This is a genomic window from Faecalicatena contorta, from assembly GCF_021531895.1.
Taxonomy (GTDB): domain Bacteria; phylum Bacillota; class Clostridia; order Lachnospirales; family Lachnospiraceae; genus JAFBIX01.
The window spans coordinates 1-26312 of the sequence record NZ_JAFBIX010000007.1; the positions used below are offsets into that span (position 1 = coordinate 1).

27 protein-coding genes are annotated in these 26312 nt (G+C 41.1%); 22 read left to right on the top strand and 5 right to left on the bottom strand.

Annotated elements, in window-relative coordinates:
• Positions 1 to 130: 130 nt before the first annotated feature.
• The 9 genes from JQM81_RS03335 (at position 131) to rfbC (ending at position 8272) form a co-directional block, all read left to right on the top strand.
• On the top strand, positions 131 to 514 hold the full coding sequence (locus JQM81_RS03335; RefSeq protein ID WP_331473065.1) for a glucosaminidase domain-containing protein: 384 nt from the start codon (positions 131 to 133) through the stop codon (positions 512 to 514).
• Positions 515 to 546: 32 nt separating this feature from the next.
• On the top strand, positions 547 to 1128 hold the full coding sequence (locus JQM81_RS03340; protein ID WP_235232117.1) for a GerMN domain-containing protein: 582 nt from the start codon (positions 547 to 549) through the stop codon (positions 1126 to 1128).
• 39 nt (positions 1129 to 1167) lie between these two features.
• Positions 1168 to 2355, top strand: a complete 1188-nt coding sequence (locus JQM81_RS03345; RefSeq protein WP_235232223.1) for a MerR family transcriptional regulator — start codon at positions 1168 to 1170, stop codon at positions 2353 to 2355.
• A gap of 133 nt (positions 2356 to 2488) precedes the next feature.
• Positions 2489 to 3772: an AAA family ATPase gene (locus JQM81_RS03350; protein WP_235232118.1), complete on the top strand. Its 1284-nt coding sequence runs from the start codon at positions 2489 to 2491 to the stop codon at positions 3770 to 3772.
• Complete coding sequence (locus tag JQM81_RS03355) at positions 3765 to 4409, top strand: hypothetical protein (RefSeq protein WP_235232119.1); 645 nt, start codon at positions 3765 to 3767, stop codon at positions 4407 to 4409. Before JQM81_RS03350 ends, JQM81_RS03355 begins: the two co-directional genes overlap by 8 nt.
• Before the next feature lie 118 nt (positions 4410 to 4527).
• On the top strand, positions 4528 to 5424 hold the full coding sequence (gene rfbA / locus JQM81_RS03360) for a glucose-1-phosphate thymidylyltransferase RfbA (protein WP_235232120.1): 897 nt from the start codon (positions 4528 to 4530) through the stop codon (positions 5422 to 5424).
• A gap of 225 nt (positions 5425 to 5649) precedes the next feature.
• A complete protein-coding gene (rfbB, locus tag JQM81_RS03365; RefSeq protein ID WP_235232121.1) occupies positions 5650 to 6669 on the top strand; it encodes a dTDP-glucose 4,6-dehydratase in 1020 nt (339 codons plus the stop codon).
• Positions 6670 to 6692: 23 nt separating this feature from the next.
• Positions 6693 to 7634, top strand: coding sequence for a dTDP-4-dehydrorhamnose reductase (rfbD, locus tag JQM81_RS03370; RefSeq protein ID WP_235232122.1), 942 nt, complete (start codon positions 6693 to 6695; stop codon positions 7632 to 7634).
• Between the two features lie 29 nt (positions 7635 to 7663).
• A complete protein-coding gene (rfbC, locus tag JQM81_RS03375; protein WP_235232124.1) occupies positions 7664 to 8272 on the top strand; it encodes a dTDP-4-dehydrorhamnose 3,5-epimerase in 609 nt (202 codons plus the stop codon).
• A gap of 44 nt (positions 8273 to 8316) precedes the next feature.
• On the opposite strand, the gene JQM81_RS03380 is transcribed toward rfbC, so the two are convergent.
• The gene (locus JQM81_RS03380) at positions 8317 to 9297 is read right to left on the bottom strand and encodes a glycosyltransferase family 2 protein (RefSeq protein ID WP_235232125.1); all 981 of its coding nucleotides are present in this window, start codon (positions 9295 to 9297) and stop codon (positions 8317 to 8319) included.
• Positions 9298 to 9530: 233 nt separating this feature from the next.
• Between JQM81_RS03380 and JQM81_RS03385 the strand changes: the two genes are divergently transcribed.
• From JQM81_RS03385 to glmS, 7 genes are all read left to right on the top strand, one after another.
• Positions 9531 to 10934, top strand: a complete 1404-nt coding sequence (locus JQM81_RS03385) for an undecaprenyl-phosphate glucose phosphotransferase (RefSeq protein ID WP_235232126.1) — start codon at positions 9531 to 9533, stop codon at positions 10932 to 10934.
• Positions 10935 to 10955: 21 nt separating this feature from the next.
• A complete protein-coding gene (locus JQM81_RS03390; protein WP_235232127.1) occupies positions 10956 to 12092 on the top strand; it encodes an LCP family protein in 1137 nt (378 codons plus the stop codon).
• Positions 12070 to 13389, top strand: a complete 1320-nt coding sequence (locus JQM81_RS03395; protein ID WP_235232128.1) for an O-antigen polymerase — start codon at positions 12070 to 12072, stop codon at positions 13387 to 13389. The genes JQM81_RS03390 and JQM81_RS03395 overlap by 23 nt, the downstream gene beginning before the upstream one ends.
• Positions 13382 to 14320, top strand: a complete 939-nt coding sequence (locus JQM81_RS03400) for a glycosyltransferase family 2 protein (RefSeq protein ID WP_235232129.1) — start codon at positions 13382 to 13384, stop codon at positions 14318 to 14320. Before JQM81_RS03395 ends, JQM81_RS03400 begins: the two co-directional genes overlap by 8 nt.
• A gap of 94 nt (positions 14321 to 14414) precedes the next feature.
• The gene (locus JQM81_RS03405) at positions 14415 to 15782 is read left to right on the top strand and encodes an LCP family protein (protein WP_235232130.1); all 1368 of its coding nucleotides are present in this window, start codon (positions 14415 to 14417) and stop codon (positions 15780 to 15782) included.
• 38 nt (positions 15783 to 15820) lie between these two features.
• On the top strand, positions 15821 to 17350 hold the full coding sequence (locus tag JQM81_RS03410) for a cohesin domain-containing protein (RefSeq protein WP_235232131.1): 1530 nt from the start codon (positions 15821 to 15823) through the stop codon (positions 17348 to 17350).
• Positions 17351 to 17487: 137 nt separating this feature from the next.
• A complete protein-coding gene (glmS, locus tag JQM81_RS03415; RefSeq protein ID WP_235232132.1) occupies positions 17488 to 19314 on the top strand; it encodes a glutamine--fructose-6-phosphate transaminase (isomerizing) in 1827 nt (608 codons plus the stop codon).
• Positions 19315 to 19321: 7 nt separating this feature from the next.
• Here the strand turns inward: glmS and JQM81_RS03420 are convergent, their stop codons facing one another.
• From JQM81_RS03420 to pdaA, 4 genes are all read right to left on the bottom strand, one after another.
• The gene (locus JQM81_RS03420) at positions 19322 to 19603 is read right to left on the bottom strand and encodes a DUF3791 domain-containing protein (RefSeq protein ID WP_235232133.1); all 282 of its coding nucleotides are present in this window, start codon (positions 19601 to 19603) and stop codon (positions 19322 to 19324) included.
• Between the two features lie 3 nt (positions 19604 to 19606).
• Positions 19607 to 20083: a DUF3990 domain-containing protein gene (locus JQM81_RS03425; protein WP_235232134.1), complete on the bottom strand. Its 477-nt coding sequence runs from the start codon at positions 20081 to 20083 to the stop codon at positions 19607 to 19609.
• Positions 20080 to 20295, bottom strand: a complete 216-nt coding sequence (locus JQM81_RS03430; protein ID WP_235232135.1) for a DUF3791 domain-containing protein — start codon at positions 20293 to 20295, stop codon at positions 20080 to 20082. The genes JQM81_RS03425 and JQM81_RS03430 overlap by 4 nt, the downstream gene beginning before the upstream one ends.
• Positions 20296 to 20393: 98 nt before the next feature.
• Positions 20394 to 21218 (bottom strand): delta-lactam-biosynthetic de-N-acetylase, encoded by an 825-nt coding sequence (gene pdaA / locus JQM81_RS03435; protein ID WP_235232136.1) that lies wholly within the window; start codon positions 21216 to 21218, stop codon positions 20394 to 20396.
• A 138-nt stretch (positions 21219 to 21356) separates the two neighbouring features.
• On the opposite strand from pdaA, the gene JQM81_RS03440 reads away from it, so the two are divergent.
• From JQM81_RS03440 to JQM81_RS03465, 6 genes are all read left to right on the top strand, one after another.
• The gene (locus JQM81_RS03440; protein WP_235232138.1) at positions 21357 to 21947 is read left to right on the top strand and encodes a YdcF family protein; all 591 of its coding nucleotides are present in this window, start codon (positions 21357 to 21359) and stop codon (positions 21945 to 21947) included.
• A 9-nt stretch (positions 21948 to 21956) separates the two neighbouring features.
• Positions 21957 to 22931: a leucine-rich repeat protein gene (locus JQM81_RS03445; protein ID WP_235232139.1), complete on the top strand. Its 975-nt coding sequence runs from the start codon at positions 21957 to 21959 to the stop codon at positions 22929 to 22931.
• Positions 22932 to 22947: 16 nt separating this feature from the next.
• Entirely contained in the window at positions 22948 to 24240 is a 1293-nt protein-coding gene (locus JQM81_RS03450; protein ID WP_235232140.1) for a VWA-like domain-containing protein, read from the top strand.
• Positions 24241 to 24532: 292 nt separating this feature from the next.
• Entirely contained in the window at positions 24533 to 25393 is an 861-nt protein-coding gene (locus JQM81_RS03455; RefSeq protein WP_235232141.1) for an Rpn family recombination-promoting nuclease/putative transposase, read from the top strand.
• 236 nt (positions 25394 to 25629) lie between these two features.
• Positions 25630 to 25911 (top strand): nucleotidyltransferase family protein, encoded by a 282-nt coding sequence (locus JQM81_RS03460; RefSeq protein WP_235232142.1) that lies wholly within the window; start codon positions 25630 to 25632, stop codon positions 25909 to 25911.
• Complete coding sequence (locus JQM81_RS03465; RefSeq protein ID WP_235232143.1) at positions 25892 to 26305, top strand: HI0074 family nucleotidyltransferase substrate-binding subunit; 414 nt, start codon at positions 25892 to 25894, stop codon at positions 26303 to 26305. The genes JQM81_RS03460 and JQM81_RS03465 overlap by 20 nt, the downstream gene beginning before the upstream one ends.
• The last annotated feature ends 7 nt before the right edge of the window (positions 26306 to 26312 follow it).

Here is a 26312-nt window from a genome sequence, read left to right on the forward strand (position 1 = left end):
TCAATGCGAGAGGTATACGGCTTAGATAAAGCATTACGCGAGTAAACTCGCATAAGCGGTTCCCGCAAGTCCGGACAGACGGTTTCCCGTCTGCCGGATTTGCGGTGTTACCGCACAGGAATATTCAGCTATTGCAGAGAATGTAAAGCCAGAAGTAGTATTTGGGCAGGCAATGAAAGAAACTGGGTATCTCCAATATGGAGGAGACGTGAAGCCAGAGCAATACAATTTTGCGGGAATTGGTGCAATAGGAAACGGAGTACCGGGAGAATCTTTTGAAAATGTACAGATAGGTTTGCGTGCGCAGGTTCAACATTTGAAAGCATATGCATCGGTTGAGCCATTAAATCAGGACTGTGTAGACCCAAGATTCAAATATCCGACACGAGGATCAGCACCTTATGTTGAATGGTTGGGAATCTCGGAAAATCCGAATGGAAAAGGATGGGCAGCTGCTGTCGGTTATGGATTTAGTCTTATGAAAGATTATATTAATCCGATTTTTGCATTGTAAATATAAAATGTATGAAAAGAGGAGTGCGAATCATGAAAAAGAGAATAATGTTATCTAGCTTGCTATTAGTAGGAATATTATGTTTGACTGCTTGTAGTAAAACCACAGATGCTGAGAAGACATCCGAATCAGCAACACAGGAAGAAAAAGAAAATGAATCTATAGTGGATCAGGAAGAATCTGACCAGGCAGAAGAATCAGAAGAAGTTGGTGATACACAAAAATCCGAAGGACAGCCAGCGGATATTACGATATACTACAGTAATGATGATGCTACAGCATTTACCACTGAGGAAGTACAGATTAACTCTTTGTCTCCAGAAGAAGTATTGAATGCATTAATTGAAAAAGGAGCAATTGCAGCGGATGTTGAGATTCTGTCATTTGAGACAACGACTGTAGACGGAAAATCGACAATATTACTTGATTTCAATGACGCATTCGCTTCTTATATTTCCAGCATGGGATCTACTGGTGAATACTTTGTAATGGGAAGTATCTGTAATACATTCCTGGATGCATATGATTGTGAACAGATTCAGGTTACAGTGGATGGAGATACTTTGTCTACTGGACATGCTGAATATCCAGGCTATATGACAACATTTTCATAGAATTTGACAGGTGAGAGGATACACTGGAAGGAGTACATGATGAAAAAAACAGGTTATTATTCTTCCGGTGAATTTGCCCGTATGGCGCATGTGACTTTGCGGACAATTCGCTATTATGACAAACAAGATATATTAAAGCCCTCCTTCGTGAGCGAAGCGGGGGCTCGTTTTTATACAGATGAGGATTTTGCAAGATTGCAGCAGATTCTTTTGTTGAAGTATCTGGGATTCTCATTAGATGATATTAGGGAGATGACCATTGATGATGCAGATTATCATTTTATGTTGAATGCATTGAATATTCAGCTGAAACTGGTGCAAGATCGTATCGAGCAGATGCAGCTGGTGGAGAAGGCTATTAAGGATACTTCTGAGGCGATTCAGGCGGAGCATACCATAGACTGGAATCAGATGTTGAATCTGATTCATCTGACTGGGATGGAGAAGAGCATGAAGAACCAATATCAGAATGCGTCGAATATATCTGCCAGGATTCATCTTCACAGTCTGTATTCGCAGAATCCACAAGGATGGTTTCCGTGGATCTATGAACAGATGGAGATGCGGTCGGATATGCAGGTGTTGGAGATTGGCTGTGGTGATGGTACGTTATGGAGCAGTAATTTGAAAAAGTTACCGAAAGAAGTGGGGATAACGTTATCGGATATATCAGAAGGAATGCTTCGAGATGCAAGACGAGCTATTGGTATGGAAGATTTGCGGTTTACATTTCGGGTGTTCGATTGTCATCAGATCCCTTGTGAGGATGAGAGCTTCGATTTGGTGGTGGCGAACCATGTTCTGTTCTATTGTGATGATGTTTCGAAGGTGTGTCAGGAGGTACGGCGGGTACTTAAGCCGGGAGGATGTTTCTTGTGTAGTACCTATGGAAGGAACCATATGATAGAAGTCAGCCGTTTGGTCCAGGGATTCGATGACAGAATCGTACTTTCAGCAGATAAATTGTATGAGCGGTTTGGGAAAGAGAATGGTGCTGAGATTCTAAAAGATTACTTTTCGGAAAATGAATGGAGAGAATATGAAGATTATCTGTTGGTTCCGGAACCGGAGCCATTAATCTCTTATGTACTTTCCTGCCATGGGAATCAGGGCCAGTATATTGCGGAACGGTATAAGGAATTTCGTGCGTATGTGAAGAGAAAGACGGATGTGGGATTTCGGATTACGAAAGAAGCAGGGATATTCATTTCCCGAAAGCATATTTAAAATAATAGGGATTATTGTCAGATAATGTCGACAAAACGATGGCAAGAATTTGAATCTTTCCTTGTGATTTTTAATAGTTATTGTTATACTGAACTCAAGATGAATAAATGAAATGGGCAGAAGGTATTTTAAAATGAAATTAATTATTGATAATTTTGCGAAAATAAAGCATGCAGATATAATGATTGATGGGATTACAGTAATAGCAGGAGAAAACAATTCGGCAAAAAGTACAATTGGAAAAGTATTATATTCTTCTTTTAATTCTCTATATGATATAGAAGGAAAGATAGAAAAGCGAAGAATTGAGAATATATATGATGTATGCAATAGGGGTATGCGCAATGCATTTATGCATGAATTACGTTCACCAAGAACGATATCTGACAGAATAAGTAAAGAGTTTAGCAATATTCTTGTGAGACAGGGTACAGTTGATAAATTAAAATATCATAAGATATTAATAGATATTCTAAAAAAATATAATGTAGAATTATCAGAAGAAAGAGTTGAAGAGATTCTTGAAAATACATATGATAAAATTGTTTCGTTAAAGAAAAATGACGATTATGAGATTGCATTAGAATTAATACAGAGATTTTTCACACAGGTATTTGATTCTCAAATCCAATGTTTAAAAGGAGCTGAAAAAAAAGCAAAGGTAACATTGGTAATTAAAAATAAAGAATTATCAATTCAGTTTGAAAATAATGAATGTGTCAAATGGGAGACAGAGTATAATATTTTGCATGAAGCTTTTTTTATTGACGATCCTTTTGTTTTGGATAATTTAACAGGATTTTATTTCTTGTCTAATAATACAATTCGTAATCAATTGATTGAACGATTAAGTGACGATGATCTAATGGAAGGTATATTTGATGCAGTTAAGGCGAAAGATAGTCTAAAAGAGATATATAATATTTTGGATCAGATAACAAAAGGAAAGATATCCGTGCGAAATGGACAATGGGAATTAAGCTCAGAAGAATATCAAGAGCCAGTTCATTTTGAGAATCTTTCAGCAGGGTTAAAGTCTTTTGTATTAGTAAAGATGCTGTTGGAAAAGGGAATTCTTAAAGAAAAAGATGTACTTATTTTGGATGAGCCAGAGATTCATCTTCATCCTGAATGGCAATTGGTTTATGCAGAATTAATTGTTCTTTTGCAGAAAATGTTTGATCTGAGTATTGTAGTTACAACACATAGCCGTGATTTTTTGGAGGCTATAGAATTAAGTGTAAAAAAATATAAGTTAAATGACAAGAGTAATTTTTATTTGTCGAGAATGGAGGATGAATTAGTAGTTTTTGATAATGTTACAAATAATTTGGAAAGAATCTATAACCAACTGGTAACTCCCAGTATGTTATTAGATAAACTTAGGTATGAAATAGGAATGGATGAGGATGAGTAATTTTGATGTATTTAAAGACACAGTAGTGAGATATTTAATGAGAAATGGAATAGAATTATCATTTTTATCTTCTTTACATGAAGTGTCCCTGAATAATACAAATGATGAATCACGATATCTATGTAATAGTGGTGGAGATTTAGAAGTGGTATCTATGGATGTATTAGCAAAAGATGGGTATAGAAAAGTTAAGGCATCTTCCTTGAAGGAGAATCCTATTACTACTGTAGATGCATTTATGATTAACAAAAATAATGAATGGTATTTGATTGAATTTAAAGATTGTCCTATAAGAAGTGATAAAAAAACAACAAAGGATAATATCATTAAAAAGGCATATGAAAATTGGTATATGATATTAGACATGTTTTATACAATGACAGAAGAAGGATATGAAAATGCTATTTTTGACGTGGTAAATCCTGTTAAGTTTGCTAAGTTACATGTTTATTACATATTGGTTTGTAGTGCAGATAAAAATGCAAATATTTATAATCAGGTAAAGAACAAGGCATTGTTAAATCAGAATTATACACCACCTTTTATGCAGAGGTTGAAAGATTATATTTTTAAAGATGCATTTGTCTATACAGAAGATTTTTTTGAGAAAAAATTTGTGAATAATTTTGTTTATTAAAAATTAAAAAAGTACTTGAAGGTGACCTAAGGTCACCTTTTATAATGTGTTTAGACAGGATGAAATCGACTGAATTGGGAACATAATAATTACATACATTACAAAGGAGGTTCCTATTATGAAGGGAATTATATTAGCAGGAGGTTCTGGTACACGCCTGTATCCTCTGACCATGGTAACATCGAAGCAATTATTACCAATTTATGATAAACCGATGATCTATTATCCGATGTCTGTATTGATGAATGCAGGTATCCGTGATATCTTGATTATCTCTACACCACAGGATACACCGAGATTTCAGGAACTGTTGGGAGATGGACACCAGTATGGTGTGAATCTTTCTTATGCAGTTCAGCCAAGCCCGGATGGACTGGCACAGGCATTTATTATTGGTGCAGACTTCATTGGTGACGATACCGTTGCAATGGTTCTGGGAGATAATATATTCGCAGGTCATGGCTTGAAGAAGCGTCTGAAAGCGGCCGTGGAAAATGCAGAGTCTGGAAAAGGTGCGACAGTATTCGGCTATTATGTAGATGATCCGGAACGTTTTGGTATCGTAGAATTCGACCACAACGGAAAGGCAATCTCTATTGAAGAGAAGCCAGAGCATCCAAAGAGCAATTACTGTGTAACAGGATTATACTTCTATGATAACAAGGTCGTAGAGTATGCGAAGAACCTGAAGCCTGGAAAAAGAGGCGAGTTAGAGGTCACAGACCTGAACCGCATCTATCTGGAAGACAATCAGCTGAATGTAGAGCTCCTTGGACAAGGATTTACCTGGCTGGATACCGGAACACATGAAAGTCTGGTAGATGCAACAAATTTTGTTAAGACAGTAGAGACACATCAGCATCGTAAGATCGCATGCCTGGAAGAGATCGCATATCTGAATGGCTGGATCAGCAAAGAAGAAGTCATGAAAGTCTATGAAGTACTGAAAAAGAACCAGTACGGACAGTACCTGAAAGACGTATTAGATGGGAAGTATCAAGAAAACTTGTATTAAAAACGTTACTATTCACAGTTATTTCAGAAGAATAATCAGGCTTTTCGTGTTTACACGTAAAAGAATGGTTATTCTTCTGAAATTGAACTGCGAAGCAGGAACTTCACCCACATAAGCAATCTTAGCTGCATAGTAGCGAGATTGGAGCCTCGAAAAGAGGCGACGATTGCGCATGTGGAGTGAAGAACTGTGAAGAACATTAGAACACAAAAGGAGAATATGATTATGACAATTATTGTAACTGGCGGAGCTGGATTTATTGGAAGTAACTTTATATTTCACATGTTAGAGAAGTACCCGGATTATCGTATTGTATGTCTGGATTGTCTGACTTATGCAGGAAATTTATCCACACTGGCACCTGTCATGGACAACCCGAATTTTAGATTTGTAAAAGAGAGTATCACAGATCGTGAAGCAGTGTACAGATTATTCGAAGAGGAGCATCCGGATATCGTGGTGAACTTTGCAGCAGAGAGTCATGTAGACCGTTCTATTGAGAATCCGGAAGTATTCTTGGATACGAACATTAAAGGAACAGCAGTGTTGATGGATGCTTGTAGAAAATATGGAATTACCCGTTATCATCAGGTATCTACTGATGAGGTGTACGGAGATCTTCCACTGGACAGACCAGATCTGTTCTTTACAGAGGAAACACCAATTCACACAAGTAGCCCATATAGCTCTTCGAAGGCGGCAGCTGACCTGTTAGTGCTGGCATATCATAGAACCTATGGTCTCCCTGTGACCATTAGTAGATGTTCGAACAACTATGGCCCATATCATTTCCCAGAGAAGCTGATTCCATTGATGATTGCTAATGCACTGAATGACAAACCACTTCCGGTATATGGTAAGGGAGAGAATGTCCGTGACTGGCTGTATGTAGAGGATCACTGTAAGGCAATTGATCTGATCATTCACAAAGGACGAGTTGGTGAAGTATACAATATCGGTGGACATAACGAGATGAAGAACATTGACATTGTTAAGATTATCTGTAAAGAATTAGGGAAACCAGAAAGCCTGATTACTTATGTAACAGACCGTAAAGGTCATGATATGCGTTATGCAATCGACCCAACCAAGATTCATAATGAATTGGGATGGCTTCCGGAGACAAAGTTTGCAGATGGTATCAAGAAGACGATTCAGTGGTATCTGGATCATAAAGAATGGTGGGAGACTATTATCTCTGGTGAATATCAGAATTATTATGAGAAGATGTATGCAAATCGTTAATTGTGGCAGCAGGAGGTAATCGTATGAAGGTATTAGTAACAGGCGTTGGCGGCCAGCTTGGGCATGATGTCATGAACGAACTGGCAAGGCGTGGATATGAAGGAATTGGAAGTGATATTGCTCCGGAATATAGTGGAGTGGCAGATGGTTCTGCAGTTACTACAATGCCATATATTCCGATGGATATCACAGATGCAGCTTCTGTAGAAGAGAAGATTACAGAGGTTCATCCAGATGTAGTCGTTCACTGTGCAGCATGGACAGCAGTGGATATGGCAGAAGATGATGATAAGGTTGAAAAAGTACGTGCCATTAATGCAGGTGGCACAGCCAATATTGCGAATGTCTGCAAGAAGCTGGATTGTAAGATGGTATATATCAGTACGGACTATGTGTTTGATGGCCAGGGACTGAAGCCTTGGCAGCCGGATTGTAAGGATTACAAGCCATTGAATGTCTATGGACAGACCAAGCTGGAAGGAGAATTGGCAGTATCTGAGACTTTAGAGAAATATTTCATCGTGCGGATTGCATGGGTATTTGGTAAGAATGGTAAGAACTTTATCAAGACGATGCTGAATGTAGGAAAGACCCATGATAAATTAACGGTGGTGAATGATCAGATTGGAACACCGACTTATACGTTCGATCTTGCAAGATTATTAGTGGATATGATTGAGACAGAGAAGTATGGTTATTATCATGCAACGAATGAAGGCGGTTATATCAGCTGGTATGACTTCACAAAAGAGATCTTCCGCCAGGCAGTAGAGATGGGGCATGAAGAGTATGCAGAAGACAGATTGACCGTATCTCCGGTAACGACCGAAGAGTATGGAATCTCTAAGGCGGTGCGTCCATTCAACAGCAGACTCGACAAGAGCAAGCTGATAGAGAATGGTTTTGAACCATTGCCGACATGGCAGGATGCATTGGGTAGATATCTGAAAGAGATTGAATTTTAATTCGCGTTATAATATAGGAGATGATATAGATGGGACAGATTAAAGTTGAGAAAAATGCCGGTGGAATTCCGGGACTGTGCGTAATTGAGCCGACTGTTCATGGAGATGCCAGAGGGTATTTTATGGAGACCTACAATCAGAGGGATATGGAAGAGGCAGGACTTACTATGAATTTTGTACAGGACAATCAGTCCTGCTCCACAAAAGGTGTCCTTCGGGGATTACATTTCCAGAAGGAATTTCCACAGGGGAAATTGGTGCGAGTTGTGAAAGGTTCTGTGTTTGATGTAGCAGTTGACCTCCGAAGTGATAGTGAGACTTATGGGAAATGGTTCGGGGTAGAATTGACAGAAGAGAATAAGAAGCAATTCTATATTCCAGAAGGATTCGCACATGGGTTTTTAGTGTTGAGCGATATTGCAGAATTCTGTTATAAATGTACAGACTTCTACCATCCGGGAGATGAAGGTGGCTTGGCGTGGAATGATCCGGAGATTGGAATTGAATGGCCACAGTTGACTGGCGCGTACCAGGGGACAGCGTCTGCTGACGGATATCAGTTGGAAGATGGAACAGCATTGAACTTAAGCGATAAAGATCAGCTCTGGGTTGGATTGAAGGATACTTTCCGTTTTTAGAGACAGAACAGGCTGCCAAGATGGCAGCCTGATATTATGAAAAATTAACGCTTTAGAATCTTTCGGGTGGTCCAGTCTTTCACATAAGCAAAAGTATGGATAATAAGCTCGAGTTCAATTTTTATATAATTTGTAAGATGGCGCAGTTGAAACTTTACTTTCTTCTGCGCTTTCATTGTCTGAAGTCCTTCTATGATCCCTTCTTTGTAATCCTTTCCAAAGCCTTTTTTGATAAAGAAAGCATATTTGACAACATATCCTGTAAAAAGCGGAAAAAAGTTCAGAATCAGCTGCAGGATCGGCATATTCTTATAATTCAGATAGATGTTGTTCCTTGCGGATAACTTGACCTTGAAGGAGTTATATTTGGAACCGCTGGTGCCACTGCCTACATGATAGACGAGCGCAGTAGGGCAATAGGTATTCTTGTAGCCATAGATCTTGGCACGGTATCCTACGTCAATGTCTTCCAGATAAGCAAAGTGATTCTCATCGAAATAACCGATCTTGCCAAAAGCCGAGCGTCGGTAAATAGCAGCACCTGCACAGGCGGTGAAGATCTCATCGGCTTCTGTATAGTTGCTCACTGGGCGTCCGGTGCCACGACATACACCCCAGCCGAGAAGTGTATAGAGGTCGCCGGCACTGTCAATAAGTTCTGGGTGATACATCTGAATCATCTTGCTGCTGACAGAGAAGATCCTTGGTGACCGTTCGATTGCCTTGATCATCTCTTCTACATAATGTGGGTCTACGGTGGTGTCGTTATTCAATAGAATGACATAAGGTGTGGTGGAATGTTGGATTCCTACATTCACGGCCTTACTGAATCCGTAGTTTTTATCCAGGGCGATCACTTCAATCTCGGGATAGTGTTCCTTCATATATTCAAGGCTTCCATCAGTGGAAGCGTTATCTACAACAAGAACTTTATAATCTTGGCAAGTCTGTTCTTTTAATGATGCCAGACATGGTTCCATAAAGTGTTTCCCGTTATAGTTAGGGATTACAATCGTTACTTTCATCTTATCAAACTCCATTTTGTGTCGTTATGGGCATATTATATCAAAATTAAGAAGTATATGCCACTGAATTTTGCAAGATATAAATGAAAATATTTCAAAAGTATTAATAGAATGTTAAGAAAAAGTGCATGCCAATGGGTTGTCGATTTTGACAAATTATTGTATTATAAAGTGTAATGGTCAGAACTGTGTGTCTGAAAGACTGGAATATTTTAGAAAAACGGGTGAAAAATGTGATTAAGGATAATCAAAAGTTATTGAATAGATTGCATGTAGTAATGGATGCTTTAGTGATTGTATTTTCATATGTAGCGGCATGGTACCTTAGATTCAAGAGTGGCATCTTCGAGCTGGATCCATGGTTCTTATCGCTACAGGAATATATGAAGGTACTGTTCTTCATTGTTCCGGGGTATCTGATTCTGTACTATGCCTTCCAATTGTATACGCCGAAGCGAGTACAGGGCAGACGTCTGGAAGCATGGCATATTATGCAGGCGAATTCCATAGGACTGATGGCATTCATCCTGCTCTTATATCTGACAAAGCAGCCGGATTTCTCCAGAACCATGATTTTTATCTTCTTCTGTGTGAATGTGTTCTGTGAAGTTCTCATGAGAAATATTATCCGGGAGATTCTGCGTAATATGAGAACACAGGGGTATAACCAGAAGCATATTCTGCTGATTGGTTATAGCCGGGCAGCAGAGCAGTATATTGACCGCATTAAGAGTCATCCTGAGTGGGGATATATTGTCAGAGGAATTCTGGCAGATAATGTTCCGAGAGGAACAGAATACCGAGGGATTAAGGTCCTTGGACGGACAGAGAATCTGACGATCATTCTACCAGAGAACAAGTTGGACGAGATTGCGATCACTCTGGGACTGGCAGAATATCATAAGTTGGAGCATATTGTAGGTATGTGTGAGAAGTCAGGTGTGCATACGAAGTTTATTCCTGACTATAATAATATTATCCCTACCAAGCCTTATACAGAGGATCTGTTAGGACTTCCGGTTATTAACATCCGTCACGTACCATTGAATAATATGCTCAATGCTGTTATGAAGCGTTGTGTGGATATATTTGGCTCGTTGGTTGCAATTATATTGTTTTCACCAATTATGGCGGTGGTAGCGATTATTATTAAAGTGACTGCTCCGGGACCGTTGATATTCAAGCAGGAGAGAATCGGGCTTCAGAATAAGCCATTTTATATGTATAAGTTCCGTTCCATGATAGTTCAGGAGGCTAAGGAGGAGAAAGCAGGATGGACGACTAAGAATGATCCCCGTGTAACTCCGATTGGAAAGTTCATCCGTAAGACGAGTATTGATGAACTCCCACAGCTCTTTAACATCCTGAAAGGTGACATGAGTCTGGTAGGACCGAGACCGGAGCGGCCGCAGTTTGTTGAGAAGTTCAGTGAGGAGATACCAAGATATCGAGTAAAGCATCAGGTGCGTCCTGGTCTTACAGGATGGGCACAGGTCAATGGATATCGTGGAGATACTTCCATCCGTAAGCGGATTGAATACGATCTCTATTATATTGAGAACTGGACTTTGGGATTTGACTTTAAGATTATATTTTTAACATTTTTTAAAGGTTTTGTTAATAAGAACGCTTATTAGTCTATACGAGGGAGATACAGTATGAGTAAAAAGAAGCGTATGAGTAAGAAGGCTGAGCGTGAAGAACGCAAGAAGCGTAGACGAAGAAAGAGAAGAAAAAGAATCGCTGTCTTATTCGTTGAAGTAGTGATATTGGCTGCCTTATGTGTAGTGGCATATGGCATCTTTAAGCTTGATAAGCTGGATATGAATGTTCTGAATCTGGATAATCTAGAAGCGTATCGGGACACAGGACCGTATACCAATATTGCATTGTTTGGTCTGGATTCCAGAAATGGTGAATTAGAGGGCGGTGTACAGAGTGACTGTATCATGATCGCAAGTATCAATAATGAGACACATGATGTCAGGATTGTGTCTGTGTACCGAGATACACTTCTTCAACAGGCGGATGGAACTTATGAAAAGGCGAATTCAGCTTATAATATCGGAGGTCCGGAAGATGCAATCAGCCTGTTGAATCGGAATTTCGATCTGGATATTCAGAATTATGTGAGTGTGAACTTCAGTGCGTTGGTGGATGTGATCGATGCATTGGGCGGAATTGAGATGGATATGACTGCAGAAGAAGCATTTTACAGTAATGGATATGCCTTTGAGACGGCGCAAGTGGTAGGACAGGAGATGATTCCGATTGAAGAAAAGGCGGGAACCCAGCTGTTGGACGGTGTTCATGCGGTAGGATATGCCAGAATCCGTTATACGGAAGGAAATGATTTCAAGAGAACGGAGAGACAGAGAGTGGTATTGCAGAAAGTGGCAGAAAAGGCAAAAAAAGCGAATGTTCTTACATTGAATGAGATTGTTAATAAGGTGTTTCCGCAGATCTCTACGAATCTGACGATTAAGGATATGTTAGGATTCGCGGCACATATTCTGGATTATAATATCGTAGATACTTCTGGATTCCCATACGCGGTAACGACAGATGAGTCTGTACGAAATCATGAGGGCTCTTATGTTATACCTATTGATTTTGTAGGTAATGTGACACAATTGCATGAGAATTTATTTGGTGAGACTTCTTATCAGCCATCAGAAAAAGTACAGCAGATACATGATGATATTATCTATCTGTCAGGAGTGACAGAGGATACCAATGCCATGGAGTCTACATTTGAAGGAGATATACACGATGAGGGAACGCAGTCGGAATAATATTATATTGGAATATGGAACATATATGCTGACATTTTTCGCCAGCTATATCGCATCTCTTGCTGGGTTTTATTATCTGTCAGGAGCAATTCTCATAGGAGAAGCACTATTTCTGTATGCGCATTGGGTATGCGAGACTGGTGGTCTGGTAGAATTGCGGGCATTATTTACATTGGCCTGGGTCGGCGGTCAGGGGATTGCCTGCCTTCAGCTAAGTAAGTTACAGACAGATTGGAGTTATATTACCTGGCTATGCTTTTTCTTGATCTATGCCGGATTCGGCATTGGGTATGAGTGGGGACAGAGATATGGTAAGATAGAAGAAAAAGAGCTGGAGAAGAATGAGAAGCAGGCGAAAAGATTGTTCCAATGTATGATTGGACTGGCGGTTGCATCGGTAGTATGCTTTGCATTTGAAGCGTTGAAAGTAGGATTTATTCCATTGTTTTCGAGTGAACCACATGCCTATTCTTATTTTCATGTGTCGGGGGTACATTATTTCACGATTAGTTGCATCCTGATTCCGGCGATTACTATATTATATGTGAAGGTCAGTAATGGAATATCAATCATAAATAAGCTGATTCTGGCAGTTACGAATATAATTGCGATAGCCATTCCGTTTTTGTGTGTTTCTAGATTCCAGCTATTATTTGCAGTTGGGTTTGCGGTGGTTACATATATTATAGTCAATAAGAAGATTCGTCTGCGGACGATGGCAATACTGATTGTGGCAGTAATTCCAATTTATGTTATCCTGACGGTATTCCGACATCATGATGTGACTTATCTGAACAGCATCTTCGAGATGAAGTATGAGAAGATGCCAATCTTCGTCACCCAGCCTTATATGTATGTGGCGAATAATTTTGAGAATTTTAACTGTATGGTAGTGCAGCTGACGGAACATACCTGGGGAATCAGAATGTTGTTCCCGGTATTTGCTCTGACAGGTTTGAAATTCATATTTCCGCAGTTGACATCTTCTGCGGTCTATCTGACGAAACCAGAATTGACTACATTGACGATGTTCTATGATGCATATTATGACTTTGGGATTGTCGGAGTATTCTGTGCAGCACTGATGATCGGAATAGCTGCGAAAGTGTTGACTCGTATTGTGAAGAACAGCAAGAATCCGGTTGCGTATCTGTTCTATGGGCAGCTGGCAATCTATCTTGGGCTGGCTTTCTTTACGACGTGGTTCAGTAATCCGACAACATGGTTCTGGCTGGTATTGACAGGGGTGATGTATTGGTTTGTCGGATATGATGAGAGTAAGAAAAGGAATGAGTAGTAAGATGAGCAATCAGAGTAAGGTGGATGTGGTCATCCCGACATATCATCCGGATGAAAAGTTTGAAGAACTCTTAAGAAGGTTAGGAAAGCAGAGCTATCCGGTGCATCATATCTATGTTATTGATACAAGATCAGACCATTTTCCAGAAGAAGTGGAGCAGATGCCAGGGGTGACGGTGCAGCGTATTCTGCCGGAAGAGTTCGATCATGGTGCAACACGTGACTTGGGGTTATCCATGTCGGATGCGGATGTAGTGGTATTCATGACACAGGATGCTGTGCCTGCGAATGCAAGATTGATTGAGGCATTGGTACGGCCGCTGGAAGAGTATGAGAAGGTAAGTGTATCTTATGCAAGACAACTTCCGGCCAGGGATTGTGATTTTATTGAGCGTTATACGCGTACATTCAACTATCCGGGAGAAAGCAGAATCAAAGGGAAGGAAGATCTCACGGAATTGGGGATTAAGACTTACTTCTGTTCGGATGTATGTGCAGCTTATCGCAGAAAAGTGTACCTGGAATTAGGGGGATTCACGAAGAAGACGATCTTCAATGAAGATATGATTATGGCAGCACAGATGGTGCAGCATGGATATTCTGTGGCATATGCGGCAGATGCCCAGGTGATTCATTCGCACAATTATTCAGGAATCCAGCAGTTCCATCGTAACTTTGATCTGGCAGTGTCACAGGTGGATCACCCGGAAGTGTTTGAGGGGATCCGGTCCGAAAGTGAGGGGATTCGCCTGGTAAAGCGGACTGCGCTGCATCTGATAAAGAGTAAGAAGCCTTATCTGATTCCGTGTCTGGTCTATAAGAGCGGATGCAAGTATCTGGGATACAAATTAGGACAAAAGTATAAGAAATTGCCGCTGTGGCTTGTAAGGTTCTGTTCTATGAGTACGACATATTGGGAAAATCCTTAGAAAACCGCGATTTTTCATTGAAGTTTTGAGGAAAATGGAGTAATATAGTGAAGAGTGTTACCATAAGCAGGAATAGAAGAAAGGATTTTGGATAATGGCAAAAGGAAGAAAGCACTATAGACGTGGTCGCAGATCGAAGAAACGTGGATTTGCTGCCTGGTCATTAGGTAAGAAGATTGGAGCCATTCTTGGTGGAACCGTAGCGTTGGTTGCAGCGGCCGGAGCTGTGATTCTGGCAAGTAAATTGTCGAAGATTGAGACGACAGAGCTGGATAGCGAAGCGTTAAGTATATCAGAAGAAGCGAAGGAACGAGGTACGGGTTATCTGAATGTTGCACTTTTCGGTGTGGATTCCCGTGATAATGAGTTGGATGGGGATACTCGAAGCGATACAATCATGATTGCCAGTCTGAATCGGGAGACTATGGAAGTGAAGATTGTCTCTGTGTATCGTGATACCTTGATGGAGCAAAAAGATGGTACCTTGAATAAGGCCAATTCAGCGTATTCCTTTGGCGGGCCGGAAGATGCACTGGCAATGTTGAATAAGAATCTGGATCTGGATATTGAACATTATGTGACGGTGAATTTTAATGCGTTGATTGATGTGATTGATGCAGTTGGCGGCATTGAGATTGATGTCCAGGAAGAAGAGATCTCTTACATCTGTGGTTATGCGACCGAGATTATGAAGGTGACAGGAAAAGAATCACCTGGAGTGACTGAACCGGGGCTTCAGACATTGAATGGAGTACAGGCGACCGCTTATGCCAGAATCCGATATACGGCTGGAGATGATTTCAAGCGTGCGGAACGACAGAGAGATGTCCTGACGAAGATTATAGAGAAGCTGCAGGGGGCAAGTCTTGCACAGATTAACAAGATTATTGACGAGGTATTCCCAGAAGTGTCTACGAACTTTACTTTGACAGAGATTCTGGAGTATGCCAAGGATGCATTTGATTATCAATTGGGAGAGACGACAGGTTTTCCATTTGACAAATCAACGGATACATTAGCTAATGTAGGAAGTGTCGTAATTCCGGTTACTTTGAGCAGTAATGTGGAACAGCTTCATAAGTTCTTGTATGGAGAGAGTGATACGTATACGGCATCGTCGACGGTGAATTCCATCAGCAGTAAGATTGTAGCGAAAGCCGGTGACAGACAGGCAGACACCGATGAAGCGACACAAGGAATTATGGAACAGCCTGAGGAGACCTATTCTGGCAGTGGAACAGGAAATTCTTCCGGAACGACAGGTGGAAATAATAATTGGAGTGGCGGAACCGGCGGCAATGCAGGAACCGGTGGAAGCAGCGGAACCGGCGGCAATACAGGAACCGGTGGAAGCGGCGAAACCGGTGGAACCGGGGAGACCGGCGGCGGAGAGACCGGCGGCGGAACTGAAGAAACTGGCGGAGGAGAAGCCGGTGGTGGAGCTGACGAGTTCGGTATGTAAGAAGAAAAGTGGAGTATAGAGAAAACGAGGTAGATTACATGAGAAGAATAAGAAAAGCACTTGCTTCATTATTGTTGGTGTGTATGTTATGTCCATGCATATCCACGGTTGTGAATGCGGCATCTGCAGAATTGCGTTTTACAGACCCGTCTACGACCGTAGGCGCGGAAGTTGAAGTAACTGCAAAGTTAACGTCATCAGTGAATATACAGTCTTTGGATGCAACATTGACTTATGACAGTAGTATGTTGAAGTTTATCAGTGGTGATAATGCATCTGGAGGGGATGGAACGATTACACTGTCAGGTAGTGGAAGTGGAACGAGTATGGATTTTATCCTTAAGTTCCAGGCTCTGGAAGAAGGTACTGCGAAGGTTGAGGTGTCACAGGCATCAGGAAAGGATTCTTCTGGTTCTTCTCTGCAGATTACCAATGGTAGTTCAGCAGTAACGATTGGTCCCGGAGATCCGTCTCTGATTACGGAAGATGAGGATACAGGCACAGTCAGTGGAGATGGTCCACAGGTGGAAGTGGATGGCGTACAGTATGTAGTTTCCAATGATTTTTCAGATGCTGTGATCCCGAGTGGATTCGAGAGAAGCGAGATGACCTTTGAGGGAACAACTTGTCAGGTTGTGACACAGGCAGCCAGTGGTGAATCTGCAATGTATCTGACACCGGTGGATGGCGGAGAGGCAGACTTCTTCTTATATATCAGTGACAGCGGAACCTTTATCCCATTCGAGGAAGTGGAGATTGCACAGGATCGATATCTGGTTCTTTTACGGGATGATGGATCGACAAAGCTTCCGAGTCAGTATCAGGAAACGACTCTGACCATGAATGGAAAAGAGTTCACCGCATGGCAAGATACAGACAATGCAGATTATTATATGATCTATGCGTTGAATTCAGATGGAGAGAAGGCGCTGTATCGTTATGATACGGTGGATAAGACATATCAGAGATATGAGCCACAGGCATCTGCCGATGATACACAGACGAAATCATCTCCCAAGGGATTATGGGGTAAGATACTTCGGTTTATTGAAGATTTCCTGGATATTGCAGTCATTCTTGGTGGACTTCTTCTGCTCATATTATTGATTATTATCATTGTGGTTGCTGTCAAGCTGCGTCATCGGAATCTGGAATTGGACGATCTATATGATGAATATGGTATTGATCTGGATGAAGAGGAAGAAGAACAGGCAAAAGGTAAGAAGGCGTCAAAAGGGAAAAACACAGAGAAGAAGGCTTCGGGAAAGGCTAAGAATGAGCCGGCGGTTCGAGTTCCTGCGAAGACAGCTAACCTAAGAGACGAAGATGATTTTGACGATTATGGTGATGAAGACGACTTTGATGAGTTTGAAGAAGTTGATTATGAGGATGCCGATTACGATGATTTTGACGATGAAGTTGATTACGAAGAAGAATACGGCTATGATAACGATGAGCCAGAAGATATCATCGATGACCTGGATGAACTTCTGAGCAGCCAGCCTAAGAAGCGTGGTCATATGGAACCAGATGATACGTTTAAGGTTGACTTTATTGATCTTGATTAATGTTATACGAAGGGGAATGCGGGGCGCATTCCCCTTCGTTCTTTACATTTGAGTGAGAATTTGATACAATACACATTGATAATGCAAAAAAAATATTGTTTTGTACAAATACAAGAACAAAGTAAGGAGAAAAAAATATGTGTGGAATTGTAGGATACATCGGAAATCAACAGGCAGCACCAATTCTCTTGGACGGATTATCCAAACTGGAATACCGTGGATATGATTCTGCCGGCATTGCAGTATACAATGGTGAGAAGATTGATATGGTCAAGTCTAAGGGAAGACTGAAGGTACTGAATGAACTGACACATGATGGGGCAACACTTCCGGGGACAGTGGGAATCGGTCATACGAGATGGGCAACTCACGGTTCACCGTCAGATGTGAATGCACATCCACATTTCAATAAGGATAAGAGTATCGTAGTGGTACATAATGGAATCATTGAGAATTATCTGAAGCTGAAGAAGAAGTTAGAGAAGCATGGATATGAGTTCGTGTCAGAGACGGATACGGAGATTATTGCACACCTGCTGGATTATTATTATCATGGTAACCCATTAGAGGCTGTGACGAAGATCATGCATCGTATGGAAGGCTCTTATGCATTGGGAATCATCTTCCAGGATCATCCGGATGAATTATATGCTGTGCGTAAGGACAGTCCATTGATCGTGGGGCATACAGAGGGAGGAAGCATTCTTGCGTCTGATGTACCGGCAGTTCTTCGTTATACCAGAGATGTGGTCTTTATTGAGAATGAAGAGATTGTCCGCATGAAAGCAGATTCTATGGAATTCTTTAATGTGGATGAAGAGCCGATAGAAAAGAAGGCTACCAGAATTGAGTGGGATGTGAACGCGGCTGAGAAGGGTGGCTATGAATACTTCATGCTGAAGGAGATGTATGAACAGCCGAAGGCAATTACAGACACGTTCTCTCCGAGAATCAAGGATGGTAATATTGTGATTGAAGAATTAGGAATGACAGATGAAGAGATTCAGAAGGTTCAGAAGATTATGATCGTTGCTTGCGGATCGGCTTCTCATGTGGGATATAGTAGTAAATATATCTTTGAAGATCTGACGAGGATACCGGTAGAAGTAGATCTTGCGTCTGAGTTCCGTTACAGGAATCCCATTCTGGATGAGAATACCATGGTGGTTGTCATCAGTCAGTCTGGTGAGACGGCAGATACGTTGGCTGCACTTCGAGAGTCCAAGAAAAGAGGCGCGAGGGTACTTGGCGTTGTGAATGTTGTGGGAAGTTCGATTGCAAGAGAAGCAGATAATGTTATGTATACGTGGGCTGGACCGGAGATTGCGGTTGCAACGACCAAGGCTTATTCTGCGCAGTTGATCGCGATGTATCTTCTTGCAATGAAGTTTGCACATGTAAGAGGGCAGATTGATGACAAAGAGTTGGCAGAGCTGCTGGCTGATCTGAAAGCGCTTCCGGCACAGGTTGAGATGCTGCTGAATAATAAGGAGAATATTCAGAAATTCGCGAACCGCTATCTGGCAGCAAGAGATGTCTTCTTTATTGGACGAGGAATTGATCATGCGATTTCCATGGAAGGTTCTTTGAAGTTAAAAGAGATCTCTTACATTCATTCAGAGGCTTATGCAGCAGGTGAACTGAAGCATGGTACCATATCCCTGGTGGAAGAGGGTACACTGGTGGCTGCAGTTCTTACTCAGAAGGATCTGTATAAAAAGATGATCAGTAATATGGAAGAGGTCAGAACTCGTGGTGCATTCGTTATGGCAGTGACAATAGAAGGTAATACAGATGTAGAGCGAGCAGCAGATTACGTGATCTATATTCCAGAGACGAACAAGTATTTTACCAATTCTCTGGCAATTATTCCTCTACAGCTCTTTGCATATTATATTGCAGTAGGACGTGGATGTGATGTAGATAAGCCGAGAAATCTGGCCAAATCCGTTACCGTTGAATAAGATTCTATTATGAATTGAGAAGCTTTGTAAGGGCATCTTGATAGGCAGTCAGCCTGTCGAGCTGCCCTTTTTGATATTCTTTTTTATAGTGGTATTCTAAGATGATTTCATCTGCAAGATAGTAATCACTTCTGCAATGCAAGTCACTGACACCTTCTTCTATTAATTGGCGTGTAGTAGAACAATAGAAGAGATCCAGGGCATGTTCAGTTGAACATTGCAGCTTTTCAGCAAGTGCAATGACGATTTTGGCGTATTTCATATGAAGGAGAGTTTTATTTGCTTCCATATATTATACCTCGTAATAGGATTGAAAAATCAGATGTTGATCGAGCAGTTCCTGGCTGGTAATACATATCTGATAAGACGGTTTATGGTATTGCAATCGTCCTAGTGTTTCTTCTTCAGATATTAAGTGTTCCAGATATAATTCAATAGTATTGAATACTTTATCATTGGCAATGCCGCCGCGAATCAGATCATATTCAGAAGATGAGATATGTCCTTGTCGGTTCTGTACAACGAAGCGGAGCCATTCAGAATCATAATGCAAAAAGGTCTTGATGCGATATTCATGCAACTTATCTTCATTGAGCTGATATTGGTTAATAATTCCAGGAAGATCCTGGCGTTTGTACTTTTGTACCCATCGTACAGCCTGAGATTCTAGAGGAGTCAGATAGAATCCTTGTCCGAAGTCCAGACGCTTTCTGGAATGTTCGGTATCAGGATGTTCAATTATCTGATAGGAGCCATGGTATAGAATCATAAGACACCTCTTTCTTGCATAATGTGAATCAGATCATCTACGATATATTCTTTACTCTGCGTATGGAGGCTGTCATAGCAAGGTATGACATAGTCATAGAGAAGATTACTTTTTTGAGTGAGTGCCTGATATATTACTTTGGCGTCGGTTTTTTGTTCTTGAGCTACCGATTCAATACAGAAAATTGCAAATTCCAATTCTTGGGTTGTCATGATCATAGACCTCCTATTAATGTTATCATACGTGTTTATCATTGTGATTTCAAGCCTTTTTATCTCCTCGGAGTATGGAAGAATACTCCGAGGTATGTCTATATCTCATCTAGAGATTCGAATGTGTATCCCATCTCTTCCCATTTGCTTAAGAGTTCATCAAGAATCTGAGCATTGGTGCTGGAAGTACTGTGAAGAAGAACAATGGCACCCGGATGGATCCGGGTGAGAAGCTTATCGAAGGCTTCCTCTTTGGTTGGCTGTTTATCTTCGTACCAGTCTACGTAGGCAAGACTCCAGAAAAAAGTGCGATATCCCAGATCTTTGGCCATCTGGAGATTCTCAGTACTGTATTTACCTTGCGGGGGTCGATAGAACTTGTTCATGGTTTTACCGGTGATCTCCTGATACAAGTCTTCTACATCTTTTAATTCCTGTGCAAAGGCTTCTTTGGTTGAGATCTGGGACATGTCGGGATGATGGAAGGTGTGGTTCCCTACAATGTGCCCTTCTTCGACCATTCGTCTGATTAGATCTGGGTTGTCAGAGAGGAAGTTCCCAACTACGAAGAAGGCAGCGGGTGTGTTATGTTTCTTTAGGGCATCTAAGATAGCAACAGTATTGCCATTTTCATAACCACAGTCAAAGGTCAGATAGATGACTTTTTTATCAGTGTCCTTGGCATAATATGCGTTGTATTTTTCTAATTCATCAAAAGTTGCATTTGCGATTGGTGGCTGTCCCTCTTCCTGAAAGCTTAGTCCCCAGTTCTCTGTTGTTGGCAGGACGGATGTGGAAGAGACAGGAGAGTCGGCAGAGTCAGAGGAGATCTGTCTGGAGGCGACAAACCGACCGGCAAAAAAGCAACATATGAAGAGTAGAAGAATACCGATATATCGGATGAATTGGTGGATTGACAGCATAGATACTCCATAGAATATTGTTATCATATATATATGAGAGCTGGAAAACAATCATGTATGGAATCATATGTGCCTATTTCCTTGAAAAGAAAGTGGAAAGAGTGTAAAATACATGGAGTACGAAAGAAGGAAGAGAATATGAAGAGATTAAAGAATAGAATTGGATGGCTGGCAGCGGGAGTATTAGCAACGAATGGATGCTTATTTTGTATGATGTTTCGTGCCCCGAAGAAGTGTTGGGAGCAGGATAAATATGATTGTGCAGTTGTCTGTGGATGTCAGGTAGAAGAGGATGGAACCCCTTCTGATCTGTTGAGGAGCAGGGTGGAGAAAGCAGTGGAACTGTGGAAGGAAAAGAAAGTCCGTTATCTGATTATGTCTGGAGCTGCTGTACATAATGCATATGTGGAAGCTGAGGCAATGAAGCAGTATGCGATGGAACTGGGAGTACCGGAAGATTATATTCTGGAAGAGAAACAGGCGGTCAGTACATATCATAATCTGATGTATGCTGCAAAGTTGATGAGGCATTGTGGCTTTCGGGATTGTGTGGTAGTGACGAACGGGTGGCATCTTCGAAAGGCAGATCACTATGCCAGGAGAAGTGGCGTGCGGTATGTAATGGCTGCAGCAGAGAACCCACAGGAACAGAGCCTGAGACAGACAATCTGCCTATATATAGAGACGAATCTGCATATGTATTTGAACATGTGGAAAGGGTATTATTAATCAGAGAATATGTGGGAGAAGAGAAGTGGGCAGATCTGCCCAGAGATTCATTATAAAGATACGAATCAAGGTATTGTGATTACAAGTTGTTATGGTATCGAAGGACAAATCATCCTGCCGGATGAGATTCATGGCGTACCAATTGTTGGAATTGCCCCTTATGCGTTCGCTGAAAATCGTGAAGAGGAAGAAGGGGTATCTGTCTGGGAACATGAAGATGCAAGTCTTGTGGGAAAGCGGAATAGAATCTGTGGAACTTCTGTGACTGAGATCTGGCTTCCGGCGCAGGTAAGAGAGATTGGAAGATATGCATTCTATCGCTGCAGGAATCTTAAAAGGCTTATATTGTCAGATAGTCTGCTGGACTTGGGAGGCGGCGCACTGACGGGATGCCATCTGGAAGAAGTAGAGATTCATTTCTTCTACGGAGAACGATGCTGTCTGAAATCAATTGTAGACGAGATGCGATATGCAATCCGCACAAAGCTGTATTATGAAAATGGAATGGCGCAAGTATTATTTCCAGAGCATTATGAAGAGGCTGTGGAGAATACGCCGGCAAGAATTCTGGTGACCCATCATCATGGCGCCGGAGGATATTATCGTCAGTGCTTCTATGATCGGAAGCTGGATTATAAGAAATATGATGAACTGTTGTACCATACGGTAGCGGAGGAGCAGCCGGATGTAGCAGCGGAATTAGTGCTGAACCGGGTAAGATACCCTTATCAGTTGTCAAAAGCAGCGCAGGATGCTTATGAGGTTTATCTTAGAGAACATGTAGAGGTGGCAGCAGATGTTCTGATTACAGCAGAAGATATAGAAGGACTTCATTTTCTGTCTCTGGGGAATTATTGGACGCCGGAAGCACTGGAGCATGCAGTGAAGAAGGCGACAGAGGAGAAGAAGACGGAAGTGTTGAGTTTTCTTATGGATGAAAAGCACCGATGCTTTCCAAAGAAGAAAAAGACATTTGAATTATAGAGAAAGCTTAGTATCTATGGAGAGAGAATTAACGACAGGTGATAAATTGAATATGGTCAGCCAGAAGATTCTGAAGGCTGCCAGAAATGAGTTGTATCTGAAGATGAGATTCCTGGATGTGGCCTTGAGCAGTCTGGTATATGTCATGGATGAGGGCTCAGAAGGCATGGGAACGGATGGACTCTATCTGTATTATCATCCTCAGTATCTAGGTGGACTGTATCGGGAAGACCGGATACAGGTGAATCGGATCTATCTTCATCTGGTTCTTCACGGAATCTTCCGGCATATGGTCAGAAGAAGAGGGCGGGAAGAGCGGCTGTATCATCTTGCCTGTGATATCGTGACAGAATCCATGATTGATGGTATGCAGCATCGTTGTGTAATGAAGAGTCGTTCCTGGCTTCGAAGAGAGACTTATCGGAAGCTTCACAAGGAGATGAAAGTTCTTACTGCAGAGAAGGTATATGGTGTATTGATAAGGTGGGGACTGTCTGAAGATGAGATGGTGCGTATGGAAGCAGAATTCCGTATGGATGACCATAGTTATTGGCCCTCCGACGATGATCAGAAGAAGCAGGAGCAGATTGAACAAAGGTGGAAGGATATCAGTGAGCAGATGGAGACTGATATGGAGACGTTTTCCAAGGAGGCATCTGCAGAGGCGGGGAATCTGGTAGAACAGGTACGAGTAGAGAACCGGGAACGGATGGATTATCGGCAGTTTCTGCGGAAGTTTTCAGTATTGAAGGAGGAGATGGCAGTCGATCAGGATTCCTTTGATTATGTCTTCTATAGTTATGGTCTGTCACTGTACGGGAATATGCCGTTGATTGAACCGCAGGAGTGGAAAGAGGTTCAGAAGGTAGAGGAATTCGCGATTGTAGTTGATACTTCTATGTCTTGTTCTGGAGAATTGGTGAAGAGATTTCTGGAAGAGACATACAGTGTACTAAGTGAAAATGACAGCTTTTTTCGAAAAGTAAATATTCACATTATTCAGTGTGATGACCAGATACAGATGGATCAGAAGGTGACTTGTGAAGAAGAATTAAAGGAATATATGGAGCATCTGGAGCTTAGAGGAGAAGGAGGAACGGATTTTCGTCCGGCATTTGCCTATGTGGAACAGCTGATGGGCCAACATGCATTTGAACGATTGAAAGGACTGCTTTATTTTACCGATGGGAAAGGTATCTATCCTTCCAAGATGCCGCCTTATGAGACAGCATTCGTGTTCCTGAAAGAAGATTATGAGGATGTAGATGTGCCGCCATGGGCGATGAAACTTATATTAGATATAGAATAATGGAAAGGTAGTCTCTTCTGTCAGCCCGGCGGTGACTGAGGGTATTGAATGGAATACCTTCAGTCATTGCAAAAGGGCTGAAAGAAGATATGAAAATTGTACGAAATTGATTAAGTGTATAGTTACGGATTTGAAAATGAGGGCAGATGAAATCCGTGAAGCAAAAAATCAGATTGAAGATGGTGTATATCAGGAAGAATTATATAGTGATTTATATTAATATATAGTATCACTTGATTTCATATGCTATAATCAACTCATAGAATTCCTCTGCATATGTGGAGGAAATATTATGAAGCAAAGGAAACAATTAAAGGAACTTACAATCAAGGACAATTTCATGTTCGGCGCAGTGATGATGGAAGAAGATAATTGTAAGAGTTTTCTGGAACTTGCGTTAGGGTTTCCAATTGACCGGGTAGAAGTCAGTAAAGAAAAAAGTATCGTGTATCATCCGGAATATAAAGGGGTTCGTTTGGATGTCTATGCTAAGGATGAGAAAAATACGCGTTATAACGTGGAGATGCAGGTCGCAAAGAAGTCAGAACTGGGAAAGCGATCCCGTTATTATCATGGACAAATTGATATGGAGTTGTTGCTAAGTGGCAGTGATTACGCGGAACTGCCAGATGTGTACGTTATTTTCATTTGTGATTTTGACCCATTTGGCAAGCAAAGGTATCGTTATACTTTTGAATGGCGCTGTGCAGAAGATGCAGATGTAATGCTTCGGGAAGGCTGTAAAAGTATTTTTCTGAGTACACGTGGGGAAAATGAAGAAGAAGTCCCGGAAGAGCTTGTGAAGTTCCTGCACTTTGTTAAAGCAGATCTTGACGAAAGTGAAATCGATTTTAAAGATGATTTTGTAAGAAAACTTCAGAATACCATCTATAGGGTAAAATCGAATCGTGAAATGGAGGAGCGTTTTATGATCTTTGAAGAAATGTTGAGAGATGAACGCGCAGAGGGAAAAGCAGAGGGAAAAGCGGAAGCCAAAATAGAAGATATATTGGATATATTGGAAGATAAATGCCAGCTTCCAGCAGATCTTCGAAGCAGAATCGAAGATGAGAAGAATCTGCAGACACTGACAAGATGGTTGAAACTAGCAGCCAAAGCAGATTCCCTGGAGGAGTTCCTGAGTCAGATGTAAAGAGCGGATTCCATATTCAGTAATATCATATCTATGACCGGATGTTGTAAAGGTATATGGCTTTATAATATCCGGTTATCGTAACAATCACAATATTCATGCCAATTCAGGCACATATCAGAAAGAGATGCAGAGGAATTCTATCAGTGTTCAGTTGAGAGAGTCTTGATATTATATTTCCTTTGAAGTAAAATAAAATCGGCTTTAAGTATGATGGAAAAGAGGGGGCCTTTATAATGAATGTGATGCCAGTATCAGAATTGATTGATAAAGTGAAGCGAATATGCCAGGATCATGGCGTAGAACGATTGGATTTGTTTGGTTCTTTTGCTACAGGTACTGCATTGCCAACCAGTGATATTGATTTTGTGGTATATGGGTGTAAAGATGTTGAAAAGCTTGAACGAGAACTGGAAGAAATTGACACGCTGCGAAAGATAGACATTTTTGATTATGACAGTATTCACAATGAATTTCTTTTGGAGGATATAAAAAATTATGGAAAGCAAATATATTAATCGATACAATACATTTTGTAAAAGTTTGAAAAATCTGGAAAAGAGTAGAACTGCGGATCCGAAAGCTGATTTTGTTCTGGAAGGTACAGTATTGAATTTTTCACTTACTTTTGATATCTCATGGAAAGTTATGAAAGATATTCTGGTAAAACAGCTTGGTGTCCTTGATTTTGCCATCGGTTCTCCACGGGCAACTTTGCAACAGGCTTTTACGAACCATATGATAGATGATGATCAGTGGATGGTAATGTTGAAGACTCGAAATCAACTTGCCCATGATTATGACGGAACTTTTGCAAAAGAAAGATTTCAGGATATTATAAATGTGTATTATCCATTGTTTGTGAAATTTCAGGACACAGCTAAAAAGTATTATGAGGACATTACAGAATAAATGATAG